Origin of the sequence: uncultured Slackia sp. (assembly GCF_944321625.1) — a bacterium.
Classification (GTDB): domain Bacteria; phylum Actinomycetota; class Coriobacteriia; order Coriobacteriales; family Eggerthellaceae; genus Slackia.
The window spans coordinates 1-20,951 of sequence record NZ_CALUMA010000004.1 but is presented as its reverse complement, the minus strand read 5'-3'; the positions used below and the strand labels follow the sequence as shown (position 1 = coordinate 20,951).

General features: G+C 59.6%; 19 protein-coding genes. 7 read left to right on the top strand and 12 right to left on the bottom strand.

Going from position 1 to position 20,951, the window contains the following annotated elements:
• Nucleotides 1-162, top strand: a 162-nt coding sequence (locus Q0J60_RS00360) for a phosphate acyltransferase (RefSeq protein ID WP_294438211.1), incomplete at its 5' end; no start/stop codon positions are given.
• Between the two features lie 85 nt (nucleotides 163-247).
• Here the strand turns inward: Q0J60_RS00360 and Q0J60_RS00355 are convergent.
• From Q0J60_RS00355 to rnd, 6 genes are all read right to left on the bottom strand, one after another.
• Nucleotides 248-1,456 (bottom strand): acetate/propionate family kinase, encoded by a 1,209-nt coding sequence (locus Q0J60_RS00355; RefSeq protein WP_294438209.1) that lies wholly within the window; start codon nucleotides 1,454-1,456, stop codon nucleotides 248-250.
• 21 nt (nucleotides 1,457-1,477) lie between these two features.
• On the bottom strand, nucleotides 1,478-1,822 hold the full coding sequence (locus tag Q0J60_RS00350; protein WP_294438208.1) for an HIT domain-containing protein: 345 nt from the start codon (nucleotides 1,820-1,822) through the stop codon (nucleotides 1,478-1,480).
• 149 nt (nucleotides 1,823-1,971) lie between these two features.
• Nucleotides 1,972-2,226, bottom strand: a complete 255-nt coding sequence (xseB, locus tag Q0J60_RS00345; protein WP_294438207.1) for an exodeoxyribonuclease VII small subunit — start codon at nucleotides 2,224-2,226, stop codon at nucleotides 1,972-1,974.
• Between the two features lie 20 nt (nucleotides 2,227-2,246).
• Nucleotides 2,247-3,536 (bottom strand): exodeoxyribonuclease VII large subunit, encoded by a 1,290-nt coding sequence (xseA, locus tag Q0J60_RS00340; RefSeq protein WP_294438205.1) that lies wholly within the window; start codon nucleotides 3,534-3,536, stop codon nucleotides 2,247-2,249.
• Complete coding sequence (locus Q0J60_RS00335; RefSeq protein ID WP_294438204.1) at nucleotides 3,537-4,226, bottom strand: zinc metallopeptidase; 690 nt, start codon at nucleotides 4,224-4,226, stop codon at nucleotides 3,537-3,539. It abuts the gene before it with no gap.
• A gap of 186 nt (nucleotides 4,227-4,412) precedes the next feature.
• Nucleotides 4,413-5,591, bottom strand: a complete 1,179-nt coding sequence (gene rnd, locus Q0J60_RS00330; RefSeq protein WP_294438203.1) for a ribonuclease D — start codon at nucleotides 5,589-5,591, stop codon at nucleotides 4,413-4,415.
• A gap of 78 nt (nucleotides 5,592-5,669) precedes the next feature.
• Between rnd and Q0J60_RS00325 the strand changes: the two genes are divergently transcribed.
• Nucleotides 5,670-6,575 carry a diacylglycerol kinase family protein gene (locus Q0J60_RS00325; RefSeq protein WP_294438202.1) on the top strand — a complete coding sequence of 302 codons (906 nt, stop codon included), beginning with the start codon at nucleotides 5,670-5,672 and terminating at the stop codon, nucleotides 6,573-6,575.
• Between the two features lie 115 nt (nucleotides 6,576-6,690).
• Here Q0J60_RS00325 and Q0J60_RS00320 read toward each other — a convergent pair whose 3' ends face one another.
• Nucleotides 6,691-7,470 (bottom strand): teichoic acid transporter, encoded by a 780-nt coding sequence (locus tag Q0J60_RS00320; protein WP_294438201.1) that lies wholly within the window; start codon nucleotides 7,468-7,470, stop codon nucleotides 6,691-6,693.
• A 280-nt stretch (nucleotides 7,471-7,750) separates the two neighbouring features.
• Here Q0J60_RS00320 and Q0J60_RS00315 point away from each other — a divergent pair, with 280 nt between their 5' ends.
• Both Q0J60_RS00315 and Q0J60_RS00310 read left to right on the top strand, forming a co-directional pair.
• The gene (locus Q0J60_RS00315; RefSeq protein ID WP_294438200.1) at nucleotides 7,751-8,854 is read left to right on the top strand and encodes a TerC family protein; all 1,104 of its coding nucleotides are present in this window, start codon (nucleotides 7,751-7,753) and stop codon (nucleotides 8,852-8,854) included.
• A gap of 361 nt (nucleotides 8,855-9,215) precedes the next feature.
• Entirely contained in the window at nucleotides 9,216-9,659 is a 444-nt protein-coding gene (locus tag Q0J60_RS00310; RefSeq protein WP_294438199.1) for a hypothetical protein, read from the top strand.
• On the opposite strand, the gene Q0J60_RS00305 is transcribed toward Q0J60_RS00310, so the two are convergent.
• The 4 genes from Q0J60_RS00305 to Q0J60_RS00290 form a co-directional block, all read right to left on the bottom strand.
• Nucleotides 9,600-11,189 (bottom strand): HAMP domain-containing sensor histidine kinase, encoded by a 1,590-nt coding sequence (locus Q0J60_RS00305; RefSeq protein WP_294438198.1) that lies wholly within the window; start codon nucleotides 11,187-11,189, stop codon nucleotides 9,600-9,602. The genes Q0J60_RS00310 and Q0J60_RS00305 overlap by 60 nt on opposite strands.
• 74 nt (nucleotides 11,190-11,263) lie before the next feature.
• Nucleotides 11,264-11,989 (bottom strand): response regulator transcription factor, encoded by a 726-nt coding sequence (locus Q0J60_RS00300; RefSeq protein ID WP_294438197.1) that lies wholly within the window; start codon nucleotides 11,987-11,989, stop codon nucleotides 11,264-11,266.
• Between the two features lie 385 nt (nucleotides 11,990-12,374).
• Complete coding sequence (locus tag Q0J60_RS00295; protein WP_294438195.1) at nucleotides 12,375-14,324, bottom strand: cation-translocating P-type ATPase; 1,950 nt, start codon at nucleotides 14,322-14,324, stop codon at nucleotides 12,375-12,377.
• 287 nt (nucleotides 14,325-14,611) lie between these two features.
• On the bottom strand, nucleotides 14,612-14,887 hold the full coding sequence (locus Q0J60_RS00290; RefSeq protein WP_367178752.1) for a metal-sensing transcriptional repressor: 276 nt from the start codon (nucleotides 14,885-14,887) through the stop codon (nucleotides 14,612-14,614).
• Between the two features lie 459 nt (nucleotides 14,888-15,346).
• On the opposite strand from Q0J60_RS00290, the gene Q0J60_RS00285 reads away from it, so the two are divergent.
• From Q0J60_RS00285 to Q0J60_RS00275, 3 genes are read left to right on the top strand one after another with little or no spacing between them, the layout of a single operon-like run.
• Nucleotides 15,347-15,616, top strand: coding sequence for a metalloregulator ArsR/SmtB family transcription factor (locus tag Q0J60_RS00285; RefSeq protein ID WP_294438210.1), 270 nt, complete (start codon nucleotides 15,347-15,349; stop codon nucleotides 15,614-15,616).
• A gap of 30 nt (nucleotides 15,617-15,646) precedes the next feature.
• Nucleotides 15,647-15,865 carry a cation transporter gene (locus tag Q0J60_RS00280; protein ID WP_294438193.1) on the top strand — a complete coding sequence of 73 codons (219 nt, stop codon included), beginning with the start codon at nucleotides 15,647-15,649 and terminating at the stop codon, nucleotides 15,863-15,865.
• On the top strand, nucleotides 15,862-17,781 hold the full coding sequence (locus tag Q0J60_RS00275; RefSeq protein WP_294438191.1) for a heavy metal translocating P-type ATPase: 1,920 nt from the start codon (nucleotides 15,862-15,864) through the stop codon (nucleotides 17,779-17,781). The genes Q0J60_RS00280 and Q0J60_RS00275 overlap by 4 nt, the downstream gene beginning before the upstream one ends.
• A 241-nt stretch (nucleotides 17,782-18,022) precedes the next feature.
• On the opposite strand, the gene Q0J60_RS00270 is transcribed toward Q0J60_RS00275, so the two are convergent.
• The gene (locus tag Q0J60_RS00270) at nucleotides 18,023-20,749 is read right to left on the bottom strand and encodes a tetratricopeptide repeat protein (protein ID WP_294438190.1); all 2,727 of its coding nucleotides are present in this window, start codon (nucleotides 20,747-20,749) and stop codon (nucleotides 18,023-18,025) included.
• Between the last annotated feature and the right edge of the window lie 202 nt (nucleotides 20,750-20,951).

The window sequence follows — 20,951 nt, the reverse complement described above, 5'->3', positions numbered from 1 at the left end:
AATATCGGCTACAAGCTGGTCCAGCGCCTTGCCAAGGCAGAGGCCTACGGCCCCATCCTGCAGGGTCTGGGCGCTCCTATGAACGACCTGTCCCGCGGCTGCTCCGCCGACGACATCGTGGGCGTGACCGCTATCACCGCCGTCCAGGCGCAGCAGGCATAAGCCACAGCAAAACTCATTGCATGAAGAAACCCCCTCTCGGGGGTTTCTTTTTGTCTCTTGATGCGTGTATGCGAAGCGATGAGGTCTAGGAAGACTGCGCGGTCACGATTTCCAGCGTGTCCTGAGCGATCATGAACTCCTCGTTCGTGGGGATGACGATGATCTTGACTGGAGAATCGTCGCGCGAGATGAAGCGTTCGCGACCATGGTAGTCGCGGCGGTTCTTCTCCTGGTCGAGAATGATGCCCAAAGGCTGCAGGCCCGCGAACACCATGCGGCGCATACGGTCACAGTTCTCGCCTACGCCGGCGGTGAGCACGATGGCGTCGGCGCCGGCCATCTCGATGAAATACTGACCCAGGTATTTCCTGATGGAATGGGCGTACATCTCATACGCGAGGATAGCGCGCTCGTTGCCCTCTTCGGCGCCCTTGCGCACGTCGCGCATGTCGTTGCTGATACCGGACACGCCTTTAAGGCCCGATTGCTTGTTCATCAGGTCGTTGATCTGCGTGGGCGTGAGGTCCTCGCGCTCCTCCAAGAACGGGATGATAGCCGGGTCGATGGCGCCGCAGCGCGTACCCATCATCAAGCCGTCGAGCGGCGTGAAGCCCATGGAGGTGTCCACCGCGATGCCGTGGTCGATGGCGCTGATGGAGCAACCGTTGCCCAGATGGCACGTGATAATCTTGAGGTCCTCGATGGGACGCTCCATGAGCGCCGCGCAGCGCTGAGCGATGTAGCGGTGCGAGGTGCCGTGGGCGCCGTACTTGCGAATCTGGTGCTTCTGGCACAGCTCGTACGGCAAGGGATACATATACGCCGACGGCGGAAGCGTCTGGAAGAACGAGGTGTCGAACACGGCGACCTGAGGCATGTGAGGCGCCATGCTCTGGCACACCTGAATGCACTTGAGCGCCGGCGGGTTGTGCAGCGGTGCAAGCGTGCACAGCTCCTCGATCTTCTGAATCACATCGGGCGTGATCAGCGCGGAGGAATCGAAGTAGTTGCCGCCGTGCACGATGCGGTGGCCGATGGCGTCGATCTCGTCGATCGACTTGATGGTCGAGCGCTCGCTGTGACACAGCGCGTCGAACACGACATGCAGGGCCTCTTCGTGATCGGCCATATATTGAGCGAAAATGCGCTCATCCTTGTCGGCGCCGTGCTTGATGTAGGAATCCTTGCTTCCCACGCGTTCGCACAGGCCCTTGGCGAGCATGCGGTGCTCGTCGGTGTTGATGAGCTGGTACTTCAGCGAAGAAGAACCGGCGTTGATAACGAGAATCTTCACGTACGTCTCCGTAGTCTAGCTTTACAGTGCGGGCGAGCCCGAGTTCATGGGCGCACCGCCCAGGACATGGACGTGCACATGGTGGACCGTCTGCTGCGCGTCGTTGCCCGTGTTCACGATGACGCGATAGCCTGATTTGTCGATGCCCTTGATCTCGGCGATCTTCTTCACGGTGTTGAAGAGATGCCCCATGAGGTCGTCTGGGATGTTGTCGCCGATATTGGCATGGTGCTCGCGCGGAACGATGAGGGTGTGGACAGGCATCTGGGGCGAAAGGTCGTCGAACGCAACCACCAGGTCGTCTTCATAGACGATGGAGGAAGGGATTTCCCCTGCGGCGATCTTGCAGAAAATGCAATCGGACATGTCCACTCTCCTTCTCTAATGCCGTCCGGCCAACGCGCAGCATCAGACGACGGCGGCGGAGACGGCACGAGCCAAGGGAGGCCCCTCGCCCGCTGCACGCCTGCCGCGTTTACATACAAAGAGAAAGTTTACGGGAAATTGGCGAAAGTCTACGACAGAGTCGTGTCAGTGGTCGCATCATCGGCGGGAGCGTCAAGTTGTCCCATGAGCACATCGACTTTCTGCTGGGCGTCGGACAGTCGAGACTTGAGATCGGCAAGCAGCGAAACGCCGCGCTCATACGATGCCAGGCTGTCTTCGAGCTCAAGCGTGTTGCTTTCGAGCACGCTTACGATGCGGTCGAGCTCCGCCATCTCCTGGCGAAACGTCATCTGCTCCAAGGGAGCTGCCTGGTTCTGATCCATGCGAAGCATCCTTTCGAAATCTATCGTTCAATCGAATCGACCGTGCACGACATCGTGCCGTCGGAAAGAGAAACAGCAATCGAGTCGCCGGCATGCACCGAGTCGACGCTCTTCACGATCGCGCCCTGCCCGTCACGCGTGATGGAGTAACCGCGCGCCATGACCGCAAGCGGCGAAAGGTCGTGGAGCCTTCCCGCTCTGAGAGCAACATCGTGCCCATAGCGGTCGAAAAGCGTTGCTCCCCTATCGCGCAACCTGCGCTCGAACCCGTCGATTCGCAGGGCGTCGCGCTCCAGACTAACGGGCAAAGCCCTGCTCAACCGCTCATGCAGCATATCGATCGTGAGAAGGTCGGTGGAAAACATCGACCGCGGGTCGCAGAAAACGGGGCGCGTGGCAAGGCGTTCGAGCCTAAGCTTCTCAGTGTCTAGTCTTCTGCGCAGCGCCTGCGCCATGGATCTTCCACGCACACCCAGCTCCTCGGCCAGCCGTCCCGCATCGGGGGAAACCGTCTCGGCCGCTGCCGTAGGCGTCGAAGCGCGGAAGTCGCTCACCATGTCGCAGATGGAATTATCGGGTTCATGGCCGATGCCGGTGACAACGGGAACGGGACAGGATGCGACCGCACGCGCCAGCGATTCGTCGTTGAAGGGCATCAGGTCTTCGAAGCTGCCGCCGCCGCGCACCAGAAGAATGACCTCGCAGCCTGCTGCGACGCAGGCATGAAGCCCGGAGATGAGCCCGGCAGGAGCGGTGGCGCCTTCCACGGCGACACCCGCAACCGACACCGTGGCGGAAGGCCATCTGCGGCGCAGCGTGCGAAGCACGTCGTGAACGGCGGCGCCGCGAGGCGAGGTCACCACGCCGATATGCTGCGGCATGAACGGCAGCGGGCGCTTGCGACGGGGATCCATAAGGCCCTCGAGCTGCAGCTTGCGCGCGAGCTCGGCCACACGTCGACGAAGGTCGCCTTCGCCGGTCATGGACACCGAGAACACGTCGAAGTTCATGCGGCCTTTGGGCGCATACAGCGTGAACCTGCCGGTCAGCTCCACGAGCATGCCCACAGCGAGCTTCACACCGCTTTCACGATAGCGGTTGAGCCACATCATGCACGGAAGCGACGCGCCCTGGTCCTTCACGGTGAAATACACGGCCTTATAGCCCGGCTTCGCGTTGACCTCCGACACCTCGCCGATGAGACGGACGGTGACGGATTCGAGCGAGCGCTTGGCCTGGGCCATGGCCTCAGAAACAGTAAGGGGCCGACGAGCATCGGCCCCCTGCGATTGCGCTTGGGAAAGCAGCATCTACTCCTCCGAACGAGCAGAAAGCAGCAGGTACAGCAGCTGGATGAGCGCCGTCAGCGCCGCAGCCACATAGGTGAACGCGCACGCGCGCAGCACCTTGGAAGCACCCGCGAGCTCGGCCTCGCCCATGCCGCAGGCCTTGAGATACGCGAGGCCGCGACGGGACGCGTCGAACTCGACGGGAAGCGTGACAAGCTGGAACAGCAGCACGGCGGCAAAGAGGATGATGCCGAGTTGGGTAAGACCCGTCAGACCGGTGAAGATGCCGATCATGAATACGATAATCCACATGTTGGACGCCAGGTTCACAACGGGCACCAGAGCGCTGCGGAATTTCATGAACATATAGCCTTGGGCATGCTGGCAGGCATGGCCGACCTCGTGGACCGCCGTCGCGACGGCGGTGATGGTGCGCTGGCCGTAGGCCTCGGTACCCAGCGTGACCGCACGGGTGCGCGGGTCGTAGAAGTCCTGGTTGGGGCCGCCATGGTTGATGCCGATGGTGATGCCGTTGTCAAAAGCCATGCGGTTCGCCATATCGGCGCCGGTCACGCCCCAGGAACAGGGCACGTGGCTGTACTTCTTAAGCTGCTTGGTGACGTAGAACTGGGCTCCGCCGCCGATGATGAGCGTCAGCAGCAGGACGCCGAAATACAGACCCATTCCGCCACCCGTAGGGATGATTGGCATGATGATTCACTTCTCCTTCATGGATGCGTGCGCGCTCTCCCCTGCCTTCAGACGGTGCGCAGCACGCGGTTCTTACGCGGTGTATTGTACCGGAACTCAAACGTCCGATTCGCGCCCGTGAACCTCTCGTAACCTGAGATGCACGTTTCTCCACGAATTGACACTCGAGCACGGAGGCCGGCGGCGTTACTCCTGGGGCGTTTCCTCTGACGCATTAGCACAGCAGTCGACAACGCACAGCTGGCCGTCTCGGATGGCGAGGCAGGTTTTTCCCGCCACCATCGCAAGCAGGTCTTCGCCGACGATCGCACGTCTCCAGCCTTTCAAGACGTCAAGGCCCTCGGTGTGCCCGCGGGCGATCTTGGCAAGATCGGCGTGCGAGGCCAGAACCGCGAACGCGATGCCGTGCTCGCGGGCGCGTAGCTTCACGAGCGCGCTCAGCAGATCAACATGGGCATCGACGTTGGGCTCGTTCTTGCCGTTGGGCCTAGGCAGTTCGGGCCATTCCTCCTCGGGCGTGTCGAGCGCCTTCACGCAGATGCTCAGAACACGGCGCGAATCGGACATGCCCAACGTAGAAGAAACGCCTCGCACCATGAACAGCTGGTCGAGGGTGCGCGGCTCGCGCTTGCAGATCTCGACCACCTGTTCGTCGGTGAGAATCCATTTGCGCGGGATGTCGCGCTTCATGGCCTGCATCTCGCGCCATGCAGCAAGAAGGCGCGCGATGCACAGCTGACGACGCGACAGCTGGTTGACGCGCTTGAGACGCTTGAAGCGGGTATAGGGGTCTTCCACATAACGCGACTCGTCGGAAAGCTCCGCGAAGTCGGGTTCGAGCCAGGACAGACGCCCGAGCGACTCCAACTTCGATTTGAGGCTTCGGTAAAGACGCGGCAGATACACAACGTCGTCAAGGGCGTATTCGACCTGCGACTCGGTAAGGGGACGCCTGCTCCAATCGGTGAACGAATCGGATTTCTTGAGCTTGACGCCGCATTCGGCAAGCACGAGCGCACCGTAGCCGATTTGCAGCGTGTCACCCAGAAGCGACGCGGCGATCTGCGTGTCGAACACAGGTCGCGGCAAAACGCCCAGCTCTCTATAAAGAAGCTCAAGGTCCTGGTGGGCGGCATGGAACAGCTTCACGATATTCTCGTCGGTGAACAACTTGGCGAGGGGTCGCAGATCGCGCACCCTGAACGGGTCCACCACCACGCTGCGCTCCTCGGTGCCCAGCTGCAGCAGGCAAAGACGGGGCCAGTAGGTCTTCTCGCGGATGAACTCGGTGTCCACCGCAAGAACCTCGCAGTGGCTTGCATGCTCTATGAATTCATCCAGCTGGCTTTGGTCGGTTATATACAAAAGCGTGTCCTTCAAAGTTCTTTTCGATATGTGTGGCTTGCGCTGTAGTATTCTAACGGTGAAAGAGGGGGTAACGCCGTGAAAGTACTCATCATCAATAATCTTGCATCCGGATACGGAGAAGGGTCCGTCTACGACTTCATGCGCTCGCTTGTGGGCGACGGCGACGAGGTGTGCATGAGGGCCACCGACGGGTCGACTCCGATCGAGGGCATGCTGACCGATGCGACCGAATACGACCTGGTGGTTGCTTCGGGCGGCGACGGCACCGTGGCCACCGTCGCGCACTGCCTGCGCGATACGGGCGTTCCGCTTCTGCCCTACCCCGCTGGCACCGCGAACCTGCTGTCACTCAATCTGCTCGCACCCAACGAACCCCACGCGCTTGCCAAGCTCGCCAAGGCGGGCACATCGCTCGATTTCGACATGGGCGAGATCGAGGCGGGGGGCGTCACGCGCGGCTTCATCATCATGGCGGGGGCCGGCTACGACGCCACCATCATGGAAAACGCCGCGCCCAACAAGCGCCTCTTAGGTCCCATGGCGTACTTCTTGGCCGCCGGCACCAACATCCTTCCGCAGCGTTCGCGTATCGTGCTCACGATCGACGGCCAGAAGATCGAAACGGAAGGCCTGGGCGTGCTGCTCATCAACTTCTCGAAGATCCAGTTCGACATATCCGTCACGCACAGCAATCAGCCGCGCGACGGGGTGCTGGACGTGGCGGTACTTAAGGCGAGGAACGCCGTGGAGCTTCTGCCTTCGGTGTTCGCCGCGATGCTCGACCGCGACGGCAATTTCCCCGACCGCGGTGACGCGCTCGAGATCTACTCGGGCAAGGAGATTCGCGTTGAAGCGGACCCTGCGTTCGAGGTCCAGTACGACGGCGAGGCCACCAAGTTGACCACGCCACTCACGGCACGCGTCCTTCCCGGCGCCGTAAAACTCGTGATATCCGACGATGGGATGTCGCTTTTCGAATAGCGTAGCGGCGCGCGACTCTGCCCCATTGCAGCGTGCCCCCGAATGGCAGGCGAAACGAAAATGCCCCTCGGTTCGAAAGAGTCGAGGGGCATACCTGTATTCGTGCTGAGAAGCGTTACTTCGTGTTGACGTGGATGCCCACGTACTGCGCCGTCTCAGGCAGACCCGAGATATCGTACACGCCGCTTAGCGCGCAGCACGCAACACGCCAGGTGCATTCTCCCGCATCCGTGTCCACGGTGCCTTCGAGATAGGTGTTGCCCACCGAGTCGGTCTGGAGGTCGACGCCCTCGGGCGCCGTCCATCCCTGAGAATCGATCGCTGTCTGAATGGCGGTCGCGGCATCCGTGGCCTTCAGATCAGCATAGCGGACGCTCATGCTGACGCCTTCTTCACGATCGGTGGTGAAACGCCACGAACCGACGAGGTATTTCGACGCGGTGACGGCGTCCATGTTGCCGATACCGCCCGCATAGACGATGGCAGCGTCAGCGAGCGTGGTGTCGCTCGGAAGCTTCATCACGTCAAGCGGGGCGCCCTCCTCGGAGAACTCGTAGGTGGTATAGCCCGCCTCTTCGAACTGCGCGAGAATGGACTCGTCATCGAGGGCCATCAACGAAGCAACCTGCGGGAAATCGTACGAGATCTCACGATTGATGTTCTGCTCCACCGTAGCAGCGTTGCGCTCGGCGCCATGCAGAATCTGGTCGATCGCCTTAGACGCCACGTACCCACCCGCGATGGCGGCGACCAGCGCGCCGAGAATGCAGACGGCGATGACGTATTTAGGAGGATCGAACGGACGCAGCAGCACCGACGAGTCAGGATGGTTCACAGCACCATTCTGAGCGTAGCGAGGGCCGTCGTCGTGTCGTAACAGTTTGGTGAAATCCATGGCAATCCTGTCTTACGTTTGCAAACTTCGCGATTATACCATGCCTCCGTGCGGCTTCTGTGATAGTATGCTCGCATCCTATGGGGGAGTAGTTGGCGTCTTCAAGGCGCGGTACGTTCAACAGTCTCGGCGATTGTTCGCCTGGCGTGCCTTAAATAGCAAGACCCATGGTGCAGCCGCTTGAATGCGTGCGTGCGCCGGGGTCTTTTTTTGTGCCCCGACATCGTGCGCCTCATGCTGCTGCGCAATGACGTTTGAGAGTAAGGAGCACAAAACCGCGATGGATCTTTCAATCTTCACCACTCCGGAAGCGTGGATTTCGCTTGTCACGCTGATCTTCCTGGAAATCGTGCTGGGCATCGACAACCTGGTGTTCATCTCCATCACCACGAACCGCCTACCCGAAGAGAAGCAGCACATCGGCCGCAAACTCGGCCTGGCCGGCGCGCTTATCATGCGCGTCATCTTCCTGTGCTTCGCGTCATATCTCGTGCATATGACCAACCCCATCTTTACGCTTGACCTTGGTTCATACAACCACGGTTTCTCGGTGCGCGACATCGTGTTGCTGCTGGGCGGCGCCTACCTGATTTACAAGGGCATCACCGAGGTCATCGACATGCTGCGCCTCACCGAGGTGAAGGCTGCGCACTCCGAAGAGCACCGTGCCATCCACACCTTGACGCTGCCTAAGGCCGTTGCCACCATCATGGTGATGGACATCGTGTTCTCCATCGACTCCGTCATTACCGCCGTGGGCATGGCAGACCACCTGATCATTATGATCATCGCCGTCATGATCGCCGTGTTCATGATGATGATCTTCATCGACCCCATCTCCAACTTCATCAACGGCCACCCCGAGATGAAGCTGCTGGCGCTCACATTCATCGTGGCCATCGGCTGCCTGCTGGTCATGGACAGCCTGGGCTTCCACACCGGCATCGAGCTCATCCATATGCCGCTTGAGAAGCTTATCGTGTACTTCGCGATGGTGTTCTGCATCGTCCTCGAGCTGATTCAGATGCGCTACAACAAATCCCTCAAGCAGTACCACAAGGAGCATTGGCAGGCCGAAACCGCCCAGCAGATTGACGCTCTCAAAGCCGAGATGCTGGAGCGCCTTGAGGAGGAGAAGGCGAAGCGCGCCGAGCGCAAGGATGAGAACCCCGCGGGCGCCGATAACACCGCCACCTCCCCCACCCCCATCTTCATCGGCGGAAACGTGTACATCATGGCGCCTATTGTCGGCCAGGATGCTGCAACATTCCGTCGCATGATCGAGGCGTCTGACGAGCTGGATGCCGCGCTCAACGAGCCGATCGAAATCGAAACGGAGGCCGTGGAGGTGCTCGACGACGAGCAATCCAACGCAAACAAATAACCGGCACGATTACCAAAACCGCATGAACGAGGAAGGCGTCCGAATACGGGCGTCTTCTTTTTTCGACAATTTTCAAAATTACCCTTGATTAACTTTTTAATCTTCGGTATAAAGTTAATCGTGGTTTACATCCCACTGAGAAAGCAACGGCACCCGGGCGGTTCTTCCCCCTTTCCGCCCGGAGCGACCGAGCATCTTTCTCACCGCACATTCGTGCTTATCCGTGAGGCGGGCGGCACAAGGCGTCCTATCCCCCTGGCGCAACGCCGCCCCGCCCTTTCTTCCCCGTACAAATCTTGCAAACCATTCCAATTGCATTAGAATCTCGAACTTTGCATCTGTTTGTCACGTAAGGATTCCCATGCAGCAGAAGACGCCCGTCATGGTGTTCGCCTGCATTGCAATCGGATTCGCCGCGCTTTCTCTTTTAGGGCCCGCGCGCTCAATCGCGCCCCTCTTCGCGGCGATGACGCTGACCTACATCGAAGTCGGCCTGATCTTCTCCCCGTCCCAGACGGCGGGCCTGCGTACCCTTCCATCGCATCTTAACCCGCATGGCGTGGCGCTTTTGTCGACGTTCGTGCAGGTCGCTGCCTGCATAGGACCATCCATGTACATCGGCCTCATGTCAACGGCGCAAACCGTTTCCCAGGCAGCCGGAGCAAGCGCCGATGCGGCGGCGGCAAGCGGGTTCGCCGTGGCCGTAGCGGTCGCATCCGCCATCGGGCTCATTGGCGCCATCACGTCATTCTTCTATTCCCGGCAGCTGCGCGCAAAGCGACGCGCTCACCGCAGCGCCCCCTGAATCGCGATTGCTCAATTCGAGCGATCCGCCCAGCTTCTCGCAGAGTACCGCGCAGATGTTAAGGCCCAGACCGAAATGCGCGGCGTCGTCATCCCCAAACCCGCGTCCGGCGCCTTCGCGCCAATAGGGTTGTTTCGCATGCTCGAGGGCTTCAGGCGAAAAGCCATCGCCATCGTCTTCGACGCGCAGGCGAAGCATGCCGTCTTCCCAATCCACCGCAACCGCGACATGCCCTTTCGCATGGCGGGCGGCATTCGATACGAGGTTTTGGAGAATGCGAGAGGTGGCCTCTACGTCGAAGAGCAGATACTCGGGCAATTCTCCATGCTGCGCATCGAATGCAATATCGTTTGAGGAGGCGATGTCGCGCGCGTCCTGCGTTTCGTGTACGAACCAGCTTGCGATTAGAACCTTGACGGCTCGGGGTTCGTACGATTCGAGCGCATCCACATCCCTCATGCTTTCGACGTAGGACTGAAGCCTCGTCGTTTGCCGCAGCATCGCCTGCGCGGCATCGGCAACCTGGGCGGCGTCGAGCGCGTCTTGCGGAGCAAATTCCGCCAGCATCTCAGCCCTGCCGGAAAGCACGGTCAAAGGAGTCCGGAGGTCGTGTGCGAACGCTGCATTGGCGCGCCGGCGGTTTTCCGCCGAACGCCACGCAGCATGCTCCGCCCGCTCAAGCTCGGCGCGCATGGTGTCGAAACTCTCCGCCAGTTTTCCGAGTTCGCCACCCTCATCGACCGAAAGGGAGAAATCGAGGTCGCCCGAGGCAATGCGACGCGCCGCATCCTCCATAGCCTGCACAGGCGCGTCTATCTTTGCGCGGTAGAACGCACGCCCCGCTACGATGAAGCATGCGATACAGACCAGAGGAATAGCCACGACGGTGAACCAGACAAAGGCATCCGCCCACGTCCCTTCGGCGATGTAGACGTAATACCCCACGCGCGACACAAGAAGATCGCGATCCGAGTCGTCTGCGGCCAAAAGCGGCTCGACGGAATCGACCCCGCCGCGTGCCCCATTGGTCACTTCGTCATAGTGCGGCAAGCCGGCAAACGTCAGCGTCTTGGGATCGATGGGCGCCGCCGCAGACCCCTCGACCGGAACCCCGTTTTCCCATACATCCGCATCCATATCGTCCACCGCCATCAGGTCGAAGCCGTCAGGCGGCGCATCCAGGTGAATGATTGGAAAATACTCCGAGCCCGCGTCGGCGCGCTCCACGTAAATCGATTGAGGCTCTTCATCACCCGATGATACGCTCGCACCTCCGATGGTCACCGACACGCTGTCAGACGCAGATGACGAACCGCCCGTCGCGTCATTCGTTCCGGGAAAATACCAGGTCAACGTATCGGCAGGAATGAGAGAATTCGTGTCTTTGTCGTACACATAGACGCCGGAATACCTGGTCTGCGAAAACGTCGCTTCCGCATACAGCGAAGACGTGATGCCCGCGATAAGGCACGAAAGAACAACGGCGGAAGCAACAGCCGCCAGCGAATAGATGATGAACGCGGATTTCACGGAACACATTCGAATATACGACCTGAAGCGTTTGGTGGGATGAAGCCACGACGGACGGGCTTGCGCGCCCTTGCTCACGACCCCCATGAGTACCCCACGCCCCAAACGGTCCGGATGCACGCAGGATCGGCGCCGGCTTCCTGAAGCACCTTGCGAAGACGACGAATATGCTCGGTCACCACCGACGAGTCGCCGTCGCCTTGCCAGACGCGCTCATAGATCATGCCACGGTCGAACACCTGCGTAGGATGCTTGGCAAGGAGGGCGCAGATCTCGTACTCCTTGCGCGGAAGCGATACCGGATTGCCGTTGACGAAAACCTGCATACGGCCAAAATCAATCGATATCTCATCGTTCATGCGTACAAGCGGCGATGTCGTGCGCCTTCGCTCGCGCGCCAGCTGAGCCGCAACGCGCGCACCGAGCACCTGGAGCGAAAACGGCTTGGTCACGTAATCGTCGCCGCCCGATGCGAAGCCGTCGATCATATCAGCATCCTCGACGCGCGCGGTGAGGAAGATGATCGGACACGTGACCGATTCCCTGATGGTGCGGCACACCTCGAAACCGTCACGACCAGGCATATTCACGTCAAGTAGAATCAGATCGGGGTTGCGCCGTGCAGCTTGAATCGCGGCATCGCCATCGTAGGCAACCGCAACGAGATAGCCCGAAAGTTCGAAATACCCTTTAAGCATGTCGGCGATGTCGCGCTCGTCATCCACGATGAGAATCAAAGGGCGCGTGCGGGCTGCGCCATGGGCGGCACCGTCCTTTTCGGATGCGATGCGGTCTTTCATGTGGCTCCTTCTCGAACGCCTTACACTCTGCGCTTTTACCCTATCAGACAAATATCAACTTTCTCCCATCTTTGGCGCGACGATTCGAAAAAGCCCTTGCGCTACCCCTCATTTCTTTATGCTTGAACATTTTCAAAAGATACAAAATTAGTCTTGACTAACTTTTCAATCTCGCGTATAAAGTTACCCGTGGCTTACATCACACAGGGATGCTCGATTGACCGGACGGTTCTTCCCCCTTTCCGTCCGGCATCAATCGGCTGAAACGCCCTATGAAGCTCACTTATTCGCGAGGCGGGCGGCACGAAGCGCCCTTCCCCCTGGCGCACGCCGCCCCGCCCATTTTTTCTGCACGCGAGGCATCCGCAATAACGCGGGTGCTTTTTCATTGTTGAGCGCCTTTGATGCCCCAACGCATGAGCAGCGCCGAGTTAATGATGACGAAAACCGATCCTGCATTATGCACAAGTGCGCCCACCACGGGGTTCAAAATTCCCACCATTGCGAGGATGATAGCCACAAAATTGAGCGTCATGGAAAACGCCATGTTCCTCTTGATGGTGACCATCATGCGACGCGAAAGGGCGAACAGATGCGGAAGCGCGGAAATGTTGTCGCGCACGAGAGCGATATCGGCCGCATCCACTGCGATATCGCTACCGACGCCTCCCATGGCAATACCGACATACGCCTTCTTAAGGGCGGGCGCATCATTTACGCCATCGCCCACCATGCACACATGGGCACCACCGTCTTGGAGCACGGCGATAGCATCCATCTTATCTTCAGGCAAGCACCCCGCCTTCACTTCATTGATGCCCGCATCTCCCACAATAGCGCGCGCCGCCTTCGCATGGTCGCCCGTCATGAGAACAGGGGTTATCCCGAGCGATGAAATGCCCTCCACCGTTGCACGCGCATCGCTTCGCACGGTGTCGGCAAGGGCCACAACTCCTGCCGCTTTTCCGTCTATGGCAACATAGACAACCGTGCAACCTCGTTCGAGAAACTCATCGGCACACGCCTGGAATCCCAAAGCCCCCGCGATGCCCGCCTCGAGCATCATGTCGAAGTTGCCGGCAAGCACGCACCTTCCCGAAACCATCGCAGAAACACCTCTGCCGGGCGTCATAGCAAAATCCTTCACCTCGGGCAAAGCGCCGTCCACCTGGGTCTTCCAACCCTCAACGATGGCCTTGCCAAGCGGATGTTCGCTCATTGATTCTGCCGCCGCACAAGCAGTGAAAAGCTCGTCTTCGGTGACGGCGTTACGCTGCGCGTGATTACCGCAGCACCCTTCATGATGACCGTGCGAGGATACAAAGGGCTTAACCGCTACCACCTGCGGATGACCGTGGGTGAGCGTGCCCGTTTTATCGAACGCAACCCAATCCACAACGGCAAGGCGCTCAAGCGCGTCGCCCTCGCGCACAAGGATGCCAAACTTCGTCACGTTGCCGATGGCCGCCATGATGGCCGTAGGCGTTGCAAGCACGAGCGCGCAGGGGCAGAACACCACGAGAATGGTGACCGCGCGAATGATTTCACCGGTGACGATCCACGTACCGAGCGCAGAGACAAGGGCGATGACCACGATCCACGTAGCCCACCGGTCTGCAAGACGTACAATCTTGGCCTTTCCCGCGTCGGCGGATTGCACGAGCGCGATCATGCGAGCAAGGGAGCTGTCCTCCCCCACACGCTGGGCCACCATGTCGAATGCGCCAAATTGGTTGACCGTTCCGCTTTTCACCTCGTCGCCAATGAATTTATCCTGCGGAAGAGGTTCGCCCGTCATCACCGACTCATCAATAGACGTTTGTCCAGAAAGAATGACACCGTCCACCGGCACCGACTCACCGGGCAAAACGCGAACCACGTCGCCCACGCACACCTGATCTGCGGAAACAACGCGCTCCTCACCGCCCACAATAACGCGAGCCGTACGCGGCGTAAGGCTCACCAGGCGCTCAATGCCCGCACGCGCCTTGGCAACCGTCAGATCCTCTAACAGCGACCCCAACTGCATGATGACGGCAACTTCGCCTGCCGCGAAATCCTCCCCAATAATGAGCGATGCGATAAGAGCCAGCGATACGAGGACGTCGGCCTTGATGTCGAACGCCGTAACCAGACCCACGATGGCCTCAAGAATAATGGGCACGCCGCACAAAACCACCGCTATCCAGGCGGGATTAAACGGAAGGATATCGGGGGCGAAAAAGCTAAAGAGCAGGGCGATCGCCGAGATCACGATGAACGTGACATCTTTCTTCACACCGCCCCATTCGAGAAGCCGCTCAATCTTCTGCGCAAACACGTCAACCGCCCGCATCATCATCCTCCATCAAAGCAACCAATCCATTACATGCAATACAATAATATTTATACCCATAGGGGTATATGTATGATAGGAATGATACGACTTAAAGAAATTGTTTACCAGAGGTGATTTTTTGAATGCGTCATCTATCGGTCGCAATCGAGCGCAATGCAAGCGAGGCTATCCATGTCTCACGATGTCCAATAAAGCATTGCGATCCGCCGCGACGAGCTTGCGCCGCCTACGCGCATCATAAATCTGAGGATGACCAGCCTCGAAGCGCTTTGAAAAAGACGCCACTAGCTCATATTGGAAAACCGTTCGACCGCCTTGGTGAAACTCTCGATCGTTTTGTCGGCATCGCCGTGTTCGATACCGTCTCGCACGCAATGTTTGATATGGCCCTCGAGAACAACCTGGCCGCACTTGTGCAAGGCGGATTTTGCAGCATTAATCTGCGAGAGCACGTCTTCGCACGGGATGTCTTCGTCGATCATGCGGTCAATCGCCTGCACCTGACCGATGATCTTCTTAAGCCTGCGATGCAGGTTATCGGAATCCATGCACTGTCTCATGCCGAAACCTTTCTTGCGTGGATGCTTTTACCCCTCGAATGTGCACCCCGTCCCAATGATTCGCTAAAAGTCTACCACGCCCCGACCCTACAACGTCTCAGGCCGGAATCCACCTGCAGCATTCATGTTCGGTAAAGCGCACATTTCCCGACCGTTGCGCATGGTACCTCCTTTCGAATCACGTACTAATTTTTACGTGCGGCCTTGACGATAGCGTCAAACATTATATACTTATGAACAGTTGTTCATATGTTGAAAGGTTTTATCATGAGCACGAACAAAGAGAAAGAAATCGCTCAGGTCCTAGCAGCCCAAGACCCGGCAGCGGTCACCCAGAATCCGACAGCTCCCGCTCAAGGTACCCTTTCTGCTCCGGTGCACGCCCATGGGGCCGGCTGCGATTGCGGCGCCTGCTCGGAGGCGTTCGGCGAGCTAGCAGATGACCTTCCTGACGAAGAGCTGCTCTACGACCTCGCCGACCTATTCAAGGTGTTTGCGGATACCACGCGCATCAAAATCCTCTATGCGCTCATGGGCCGCGAGCTGGCCGTAGGCGATATCGCCGAGCTCGTCGGGGCAACGCAAAGCGCGGTATCGCACCAGCTGCGCACGCTTAAGCAAGCCCATCTGGTCAAATTCCGTCGCGACGGCAAAAGCGTGATGTATTCGCTGTCCGACGACCACGTCTACACCGTGCTTGCCCAAGGCATGAGCCACATCTGCGAATAGATACTGAAATCCATCCGAAAGGAATTTCCCATGCGTAAATCATTCAAACTCGATGAAATCGACTGCGCGAACTGCGCCCAGAAACTCGAGGACGCCATCAAGAAACTCGACGGCGTGAACGACGCCCGCGTGAACTTCCTCACCCAGAAGCTCACGCTCACGGCCGACGACGCCGACTTCGAAGGCGTGCTCAACCGCGTTATCGACCTCACCGCCCAAATCGAACCCGATTGCGAAATCATCCGATGAACAAGAAACAGATACAGTGGCGCAACCGTATCATTGTTGCGCTCGTCATTTTCGTCCTGGTGATGGCGGCGACCGAGCTTCTGCCCCTTGCGACATGGCTGGGCAGCGAGCGCAACGCGGTGTATCTGGAGTTCGCGCTGTTCCTGATCCCCTACCTCATCGGCGGCTACGATGTGCTCGCAAAGGCCGGGCGCAACATCATCCGCGGCCAAGCGTTCGACGAATGCTTCCTCATGACCGTGGCCACCATCGGCGCGTTCGCGATGGTCTTTTTCCCCGACACGGGCCCGCATATGGCCGAAGGCGCCGCCGTCATGCTGTTCTACCAGGTAGGCGAGCTCTTCCAAAGCTACGCGGTAGGCAAAAGCCGCAAATCCATTGCAGCCATGATGGACATCGCCCCCGATTACGCCAACATCGAGCGAGACGGGTCGCTTGTCGAGGTCGATCCTGACGAGGTTGCCGTGGGCGACATCATCGTCATCAAGCCCGGCGAGCGCGTTCCTATCGACGGCGTGGTCGTGGAAGGCGCCTCCCAGCTTGACACGGCCGCCCTCACCGGTGAGAGCATCCCCCGCCACGTGGAGGAGGGAGCTCAGGTCATCTCGGGCTGCGTGAACATGACCGGCCTGCTCAAGGTGCGCACCACCAAGCCGTTCGGCGAATCCACCGTGAGCCGCATCCTCGAGCTTGTGGAAAACGCCAGCGAGAAGAAGGCCCGCACCGAGAATTTCATCACGCGTTTCGCCCGCGTGTACACCCCCGTCGTGACCATCGCCGCCCTGCTGCTGGCCGTCATTCCCCCGCTCGCCGGCATGGGCACATGGGGCGACTGGATTCTGCGCGGTCTTACGTTCCTCGTAGTCAGCTGCCCCTGCGCCCTGGTCATCAGCGTGCCGCTCAGCTTCTTCGGCGGGATTGGCGGCGCATCGCGCCTGGGAATCCTGGTCAAGGGCTCCAACTACCTCGAGCAGCTGGCACACGTCGACACCGTGGTGTTCGACAAGACCGGCACGCTTACCTCGGGCACCTTCAACGTGGTGGCCGTGCACCCCGAAGCGGGAATCGACCCCGACTACGTGCTCTCGCACGCCGCCCACGCCGAAGCGTTCTCCGACCACCCCATTGCCGCCTCCATCAAGAAGGCGTACTCGGGCGACATAGATCAGACGTGCATCAAAAACGCCCGCGAAGAATCGGGCCACGGCGTAAGCGCGCTGGTCAACGAGCGTATGGTGCTCGTGGGCAACAACAAGCTGATGGCGGCGCACGACAGCACGTGGAACGAATGCGAGCTTGAGGGCACGATTCTTCACGTTTCGGTCGATGGGAACTATGCCGGCCATATCGTTATCGCCGACGTGGTGAAGGAAGACGCGGAGCATACTATCGCCGATCTGCATGCCGTGGGCGTGAAGAAATGCGTCATGCTCACCGGGGACCGCACCGACGTTGCTGAAGCCGTCGCAACCAAGCTGGGTCTTGACGAGGTTCACGCGCAGCTTCTGCCCGAAGACAAGGTCAATGCGGTGGAAGCGCTGCTTGAACAGGAGCAGGACAACGGAAAGCTCGCGTTCGTGGGCGACGGCATCAACGACGCCCCCGTGCTCATGCGCGCCGACGTAGGCATCGCCATGGGCGCCATGGGCTCCGATGCCGCCATCGAGGCCGCCGACATCGTGCTGATGGACGACAAGCCTTCAAGCATCGCCAAGGCCATGCGCATCGCGCGCAAGACCATGCGTATCGTGTGGCAGAACATCGTGTTCGCGCTGGGCGTCAAAGTGCTCATCCTGGTGCTCGCCGCCGTAGGCATCGCCAACATGTGGCTCGCCGTATTCGGCGACGTAGGCGTGGCGATTCTCGCCATCCTCAACGCCATGCGCTGCATGAGCGTCCACAAGATGAGCGAATAGACCTTTTTCCTTTGCGAGGATTACACCAAACGGGTGCGTCAAGCATAGCGCTTTGCGCACCCGTTCTGCGTTCACGTCAAAGGAAGGGGCGGCGCAGGGTGAGGGCGTCAGCGACACTCGGCTTTCTCAAATATTTAAATTTATAGGCTGGAAAGCCTAGTCCGACGCATAGCGAGCGAAGCGAGCGGTAGGAGGACGGGTGTCGCAGACGTCCTCACCCTACGCAGCCCCGGTGGGATCGCTAAGGCTGCAGAGAGCGAATCGTGGGCAGCAAAGCGTCGTCGCGAATGACGCGCAAGGCAGAAGAGGCAAGCACGGTTCCCAACGCATCGCTGTTCGAGTCGACCGCTTCTTCCGCGATCTTCAGAAGATATTCCGCGTTCTCATGCAAAGCGTCGTAAGGAATGCCCGCCTCGATCATGATTTCACGCTCTTTGAGGGCAGAGTGCCTCTGCAGCCCTTTCACGCCCTCAACGAGCTCGGCGCATTCCTCGGCTGCCTGGTCGGCCATCTGCGAACCGAGGGCGATGCAGCGCCGATAGCACGCCACCGCGAGCTCGAATCGATTCATCTTCCAGTAGGCGAACGCCAGCCAATAGAACGCCAGCCCCGCGTCCTCGGGGTTCCACGCCAGCTCAAGGGCCTTGATGCACATGGACGCCTCGGATTCGAAGTCGCCTCTCACGAAGTACGCACGCGCTGCGCGCAGGTACGCCGTGGCATAGGCCGGCGAAAGCTCGATGCAACGCTTCGCGTGGACAAGCGCCTCGTCCTGGCCCGTGATGGAGCCAGTTAAGACCTGGGCATACAGGTCGTGGACCAGATACGCCTCGTTGGCAAGGGGCAGAACCTTGCGCCCTCCCCTATCGTCGGCGCAATGCTTTTCATAGAGCACGCGCGTGGCGTACGAATCGAAATAGCGGTAGCAGATCCGCGACGTATCGGCAAACGCCCCGCACGAATCCACGGTTTTCTGAAGCCCGTCGAGCACTTGGGTGGCTCCCACGTCATCGCCCTCGCGGGACAAGGCGTACGCCCTGGTCATAGGAGCTTTGAAGCCATAGGCGTCAATGAATGCCTCCCGCACCTCAAGCTCGCTTTGGTAATCCAGACGGCCTTGGGCGAAATCGTCCAAAAGCCCCTGGCACACCCGCCTAACCGTCAGGTTCTCAGTACGGTCGTGGATGGCCTTGATCGCCGCTACCGCCGCGTCGTTTCCCTGCGCCATAGCGGCGATGGCCTCCTCGGCCAACGAACGTCTCTTGTGCTCTTCGAATATGTTGAGGTCGCAGCCGCGTTCGACGCCGAGCTCTGCACGCGCGGCGTCGTTCAAAGGAGCAACATCGTCATACACCAGCTCTTCGCGACCTAAAGCGAATTCGCCCTCACTGAACGTGAACAGCGGCTCGATACGGCTCAGTTCGAACGAATCCCCAAGCTGATAGCGCGCCCCCGCCGCACCTAGGATGGCGAACGGATCGGCGAAAACGTGGTCCACATCCTGCGCGAATGCGTTCTCTACCACGGCGCGGGTCAGCTCCACCGACATGATGGGCGTAAACTTCTCCTCAGACCTCTTGCAGGTGATGAGCACGCGCCCCACGCGCGACGAGACATGCATCGCCAACGCGGCCAGAAGGATGCAGATATGCGCGGCATAGCGCACGTACGTCGCATTGGAGTCGGCGGGCGTCGTAGGCCTATACGCCTGCGCCTGCACGTCCCACACGCTCTTGGGAAGCGACGCGACGGGAGGCATGATCACGTTGACCGCCAGCGCATCCCCCGCCTCGTTGGTTCGGAAATCGTATCCGATGCGGTACGGAAGCCTCAGCGATTCGCATGCCCGCGCGAACTTCAGATGGCGCCCCCACCTGCCCTTGACGCCTTCGGGCCTGCGCGGGTCGGGCGCCTGCGTGCAGATGCAGTCGATGAGCCACTGATCGTACTGAGCGCACAGCGACTCGTCCTCGTCAAGCTTGCCAGATCCCAGTTCTTGCAGATAATCGGTCAGCAGCAAGAACCTGTTGAGCGCGCCCTCCGCGCCGATAAGCGTGGCGCGCTGTTGCGCGGTCGCCGGATGGGCAAGGAACAAACCGTTCTCCACCGTCTCGAACGCGTTCTCGTAAGAGAAGTCGATATAGTACGTGTTGGCGTACGACACCGTTCTGATCAGGCGAAGCGACGGCAGCGCAGGGTCCTCACCCTCGTTGAGCCGCGCCGCAAAATCGCTGAGCGACTTGCCCACCACGCCTTCTTCGCGAAGCATATGAACGAGGTACCGCTCTACGCCGCGCGCAGAAGCAGGATCCTCATGCCAAGAGTTCTCGGCCTCCAGCACCTCGCGATCAATGCCCGAGAAGAAATCGCCGGATCCAAGGCGCATGAACACGTCGGCCAAGTCGAACACCTTCGGCGCGGCAGGCGCACTGGCGCGATGCTCGGCTTCGGCAGGAAGGTATTTGTACAGCGAAAGAAAGCACATCGCCATGAAGTCGTCGTACGGAAGGTCGCGCGGCATTCCCGAAAAATCGACGCCCGCATTGGAGGCGCGATCCAACGACGCGCCGAACGTAAGGCGCATCTCGGCCACGGCATCGCCCGTCTTCGTGAATTCCATGATCGGCGTAAGCGAAGTGCGCGCAGGGCCTTCCTGAATCTGAATGCAGCCCTTCTGGCCCTGTGAATTGGGATAGGTCTGAATAAGCACCTGGGGCATCTGCGCAGGAGGAGCGACCGGCGGCTCATCGCAGGAAAACGCGCGACCGTATTTATCCACATAGCCCACGATGCGAACGCGGTTCGAATGGGCGGGATCGAACTCCACGATGTAGAACGAACCGCCTTCGGGCAGCTGGATGCCGGAAGTGACCATGCCGAAAATATGGCCTTGCGGGGCAAACGGCACGCTGGTAAGCTTCGTCGATTTGGCGAACAATCCGAGTTTGACGGGATACGTAGAGTCCATGATCCACCTCTGCGAAACGCTTTTGTTTCGCACGATTATACGTCAAAGACGGATGCCGCTTTCGTTGTTACGACGTTTTGCGCAAAGCGGATTCCGGCGAATCGGAGCCAGGCTTGAGGCTCGGCGCCTCATTGCCCACGATGACCAGGGGCTTGCTGCCCAGAAGATACTTCTCGAGGAACGCCGCTTCGTCCGGCGTCAG

Coding starts and splice junctions, on each gene's coding strand:
- xseB (WP_294438207.1), bottom strand. CDS start 2,226: ATGGATCAGAACCAGGCAGCTCCCTTGGAGCAGATGACGTTTCGCCAG.
- Q0J60_RS00270 (WP_294438190.1), bottom strand. CDS start 20,749: ATGGACTCTACGTATCCCGTCAAACTCGGATTGTTCGCCAAATCGACG.
- Q0J60_RS00350 (WP_294438208.1), bottom strand. CDS start 1,822: ATGTCCGATTGCATTTTCTGCAAGATCGCCGCAGGGGAAATCCCTTCC.
- xseA (WP_294438205.1), bottom strand. CDS start 3,536: ATGCTGCTTTCCCAAGCGCAATCGCAGGGGGCCGATGCTCGTCGGCCC.
- Q0J60_RS00320 (WP_294438201.1), bottom strand. CDS start 7,470: ATGGATTTCACCAAACTGTTACGACACGACGACGGCCCTCGCTACGCT.
- Q0J60_RS00280 (WP_294438193.1), top strand. CDS start 15,647: ATGCGTAAATCATTCAAACTCGATGAAATCGACTGCGCGAACTGCGCC.
- Q0J60_RS00275 (WP_294438191.1), top strand. CDS start 15,862: ATGAACAAGAAACAGATACAGTGGCGCAACCGTATCATTGTTGCGCTC.
- Q0J60_RS00290 (WP_367178752.1), bottom strand. CDS start 14,887: ATGAGACAGTGCATGGATTCCGATAACCTGCATCGCAGGCTTAAGAAG.
- Q0J60_RS00310 (WP_294438199.1), top strand. CDS start 9,216: ATGCAGCAGAAGACGCCCGTCATGGTGTTCGCCTGCATTGCAATCGGA.
- Q0J60_RS00315 (WP_294438200.1), top strand. CDS start 7,751: ATGGATCTTTCAATCTTCACCACTCCGGAAGCGTGGATTTCGCTTGTC.
- Q0J60_RS00300 (WP_294438197.1), bottom strand. CDS start 11,989: ATGAAAGACCGCATCGCATCCGAAAAGGACGGTGCCGCCCATGGCGCA.
- Q0J60_RS00295 (WP_294438195.1), bottom strand. CDS start 14,324: ATGCGGGCGGTTGACGTGTTTGCGCAGAAGATTGAGCGGCTTCTCGAA.
- Q0J60_RS00335 (WP_294438204.1), bottom strand. CDS start 4,226: ATGCCAATCATCCCTACGGGTGGCGGAATGGGTCTGTATTTCGGCGTC.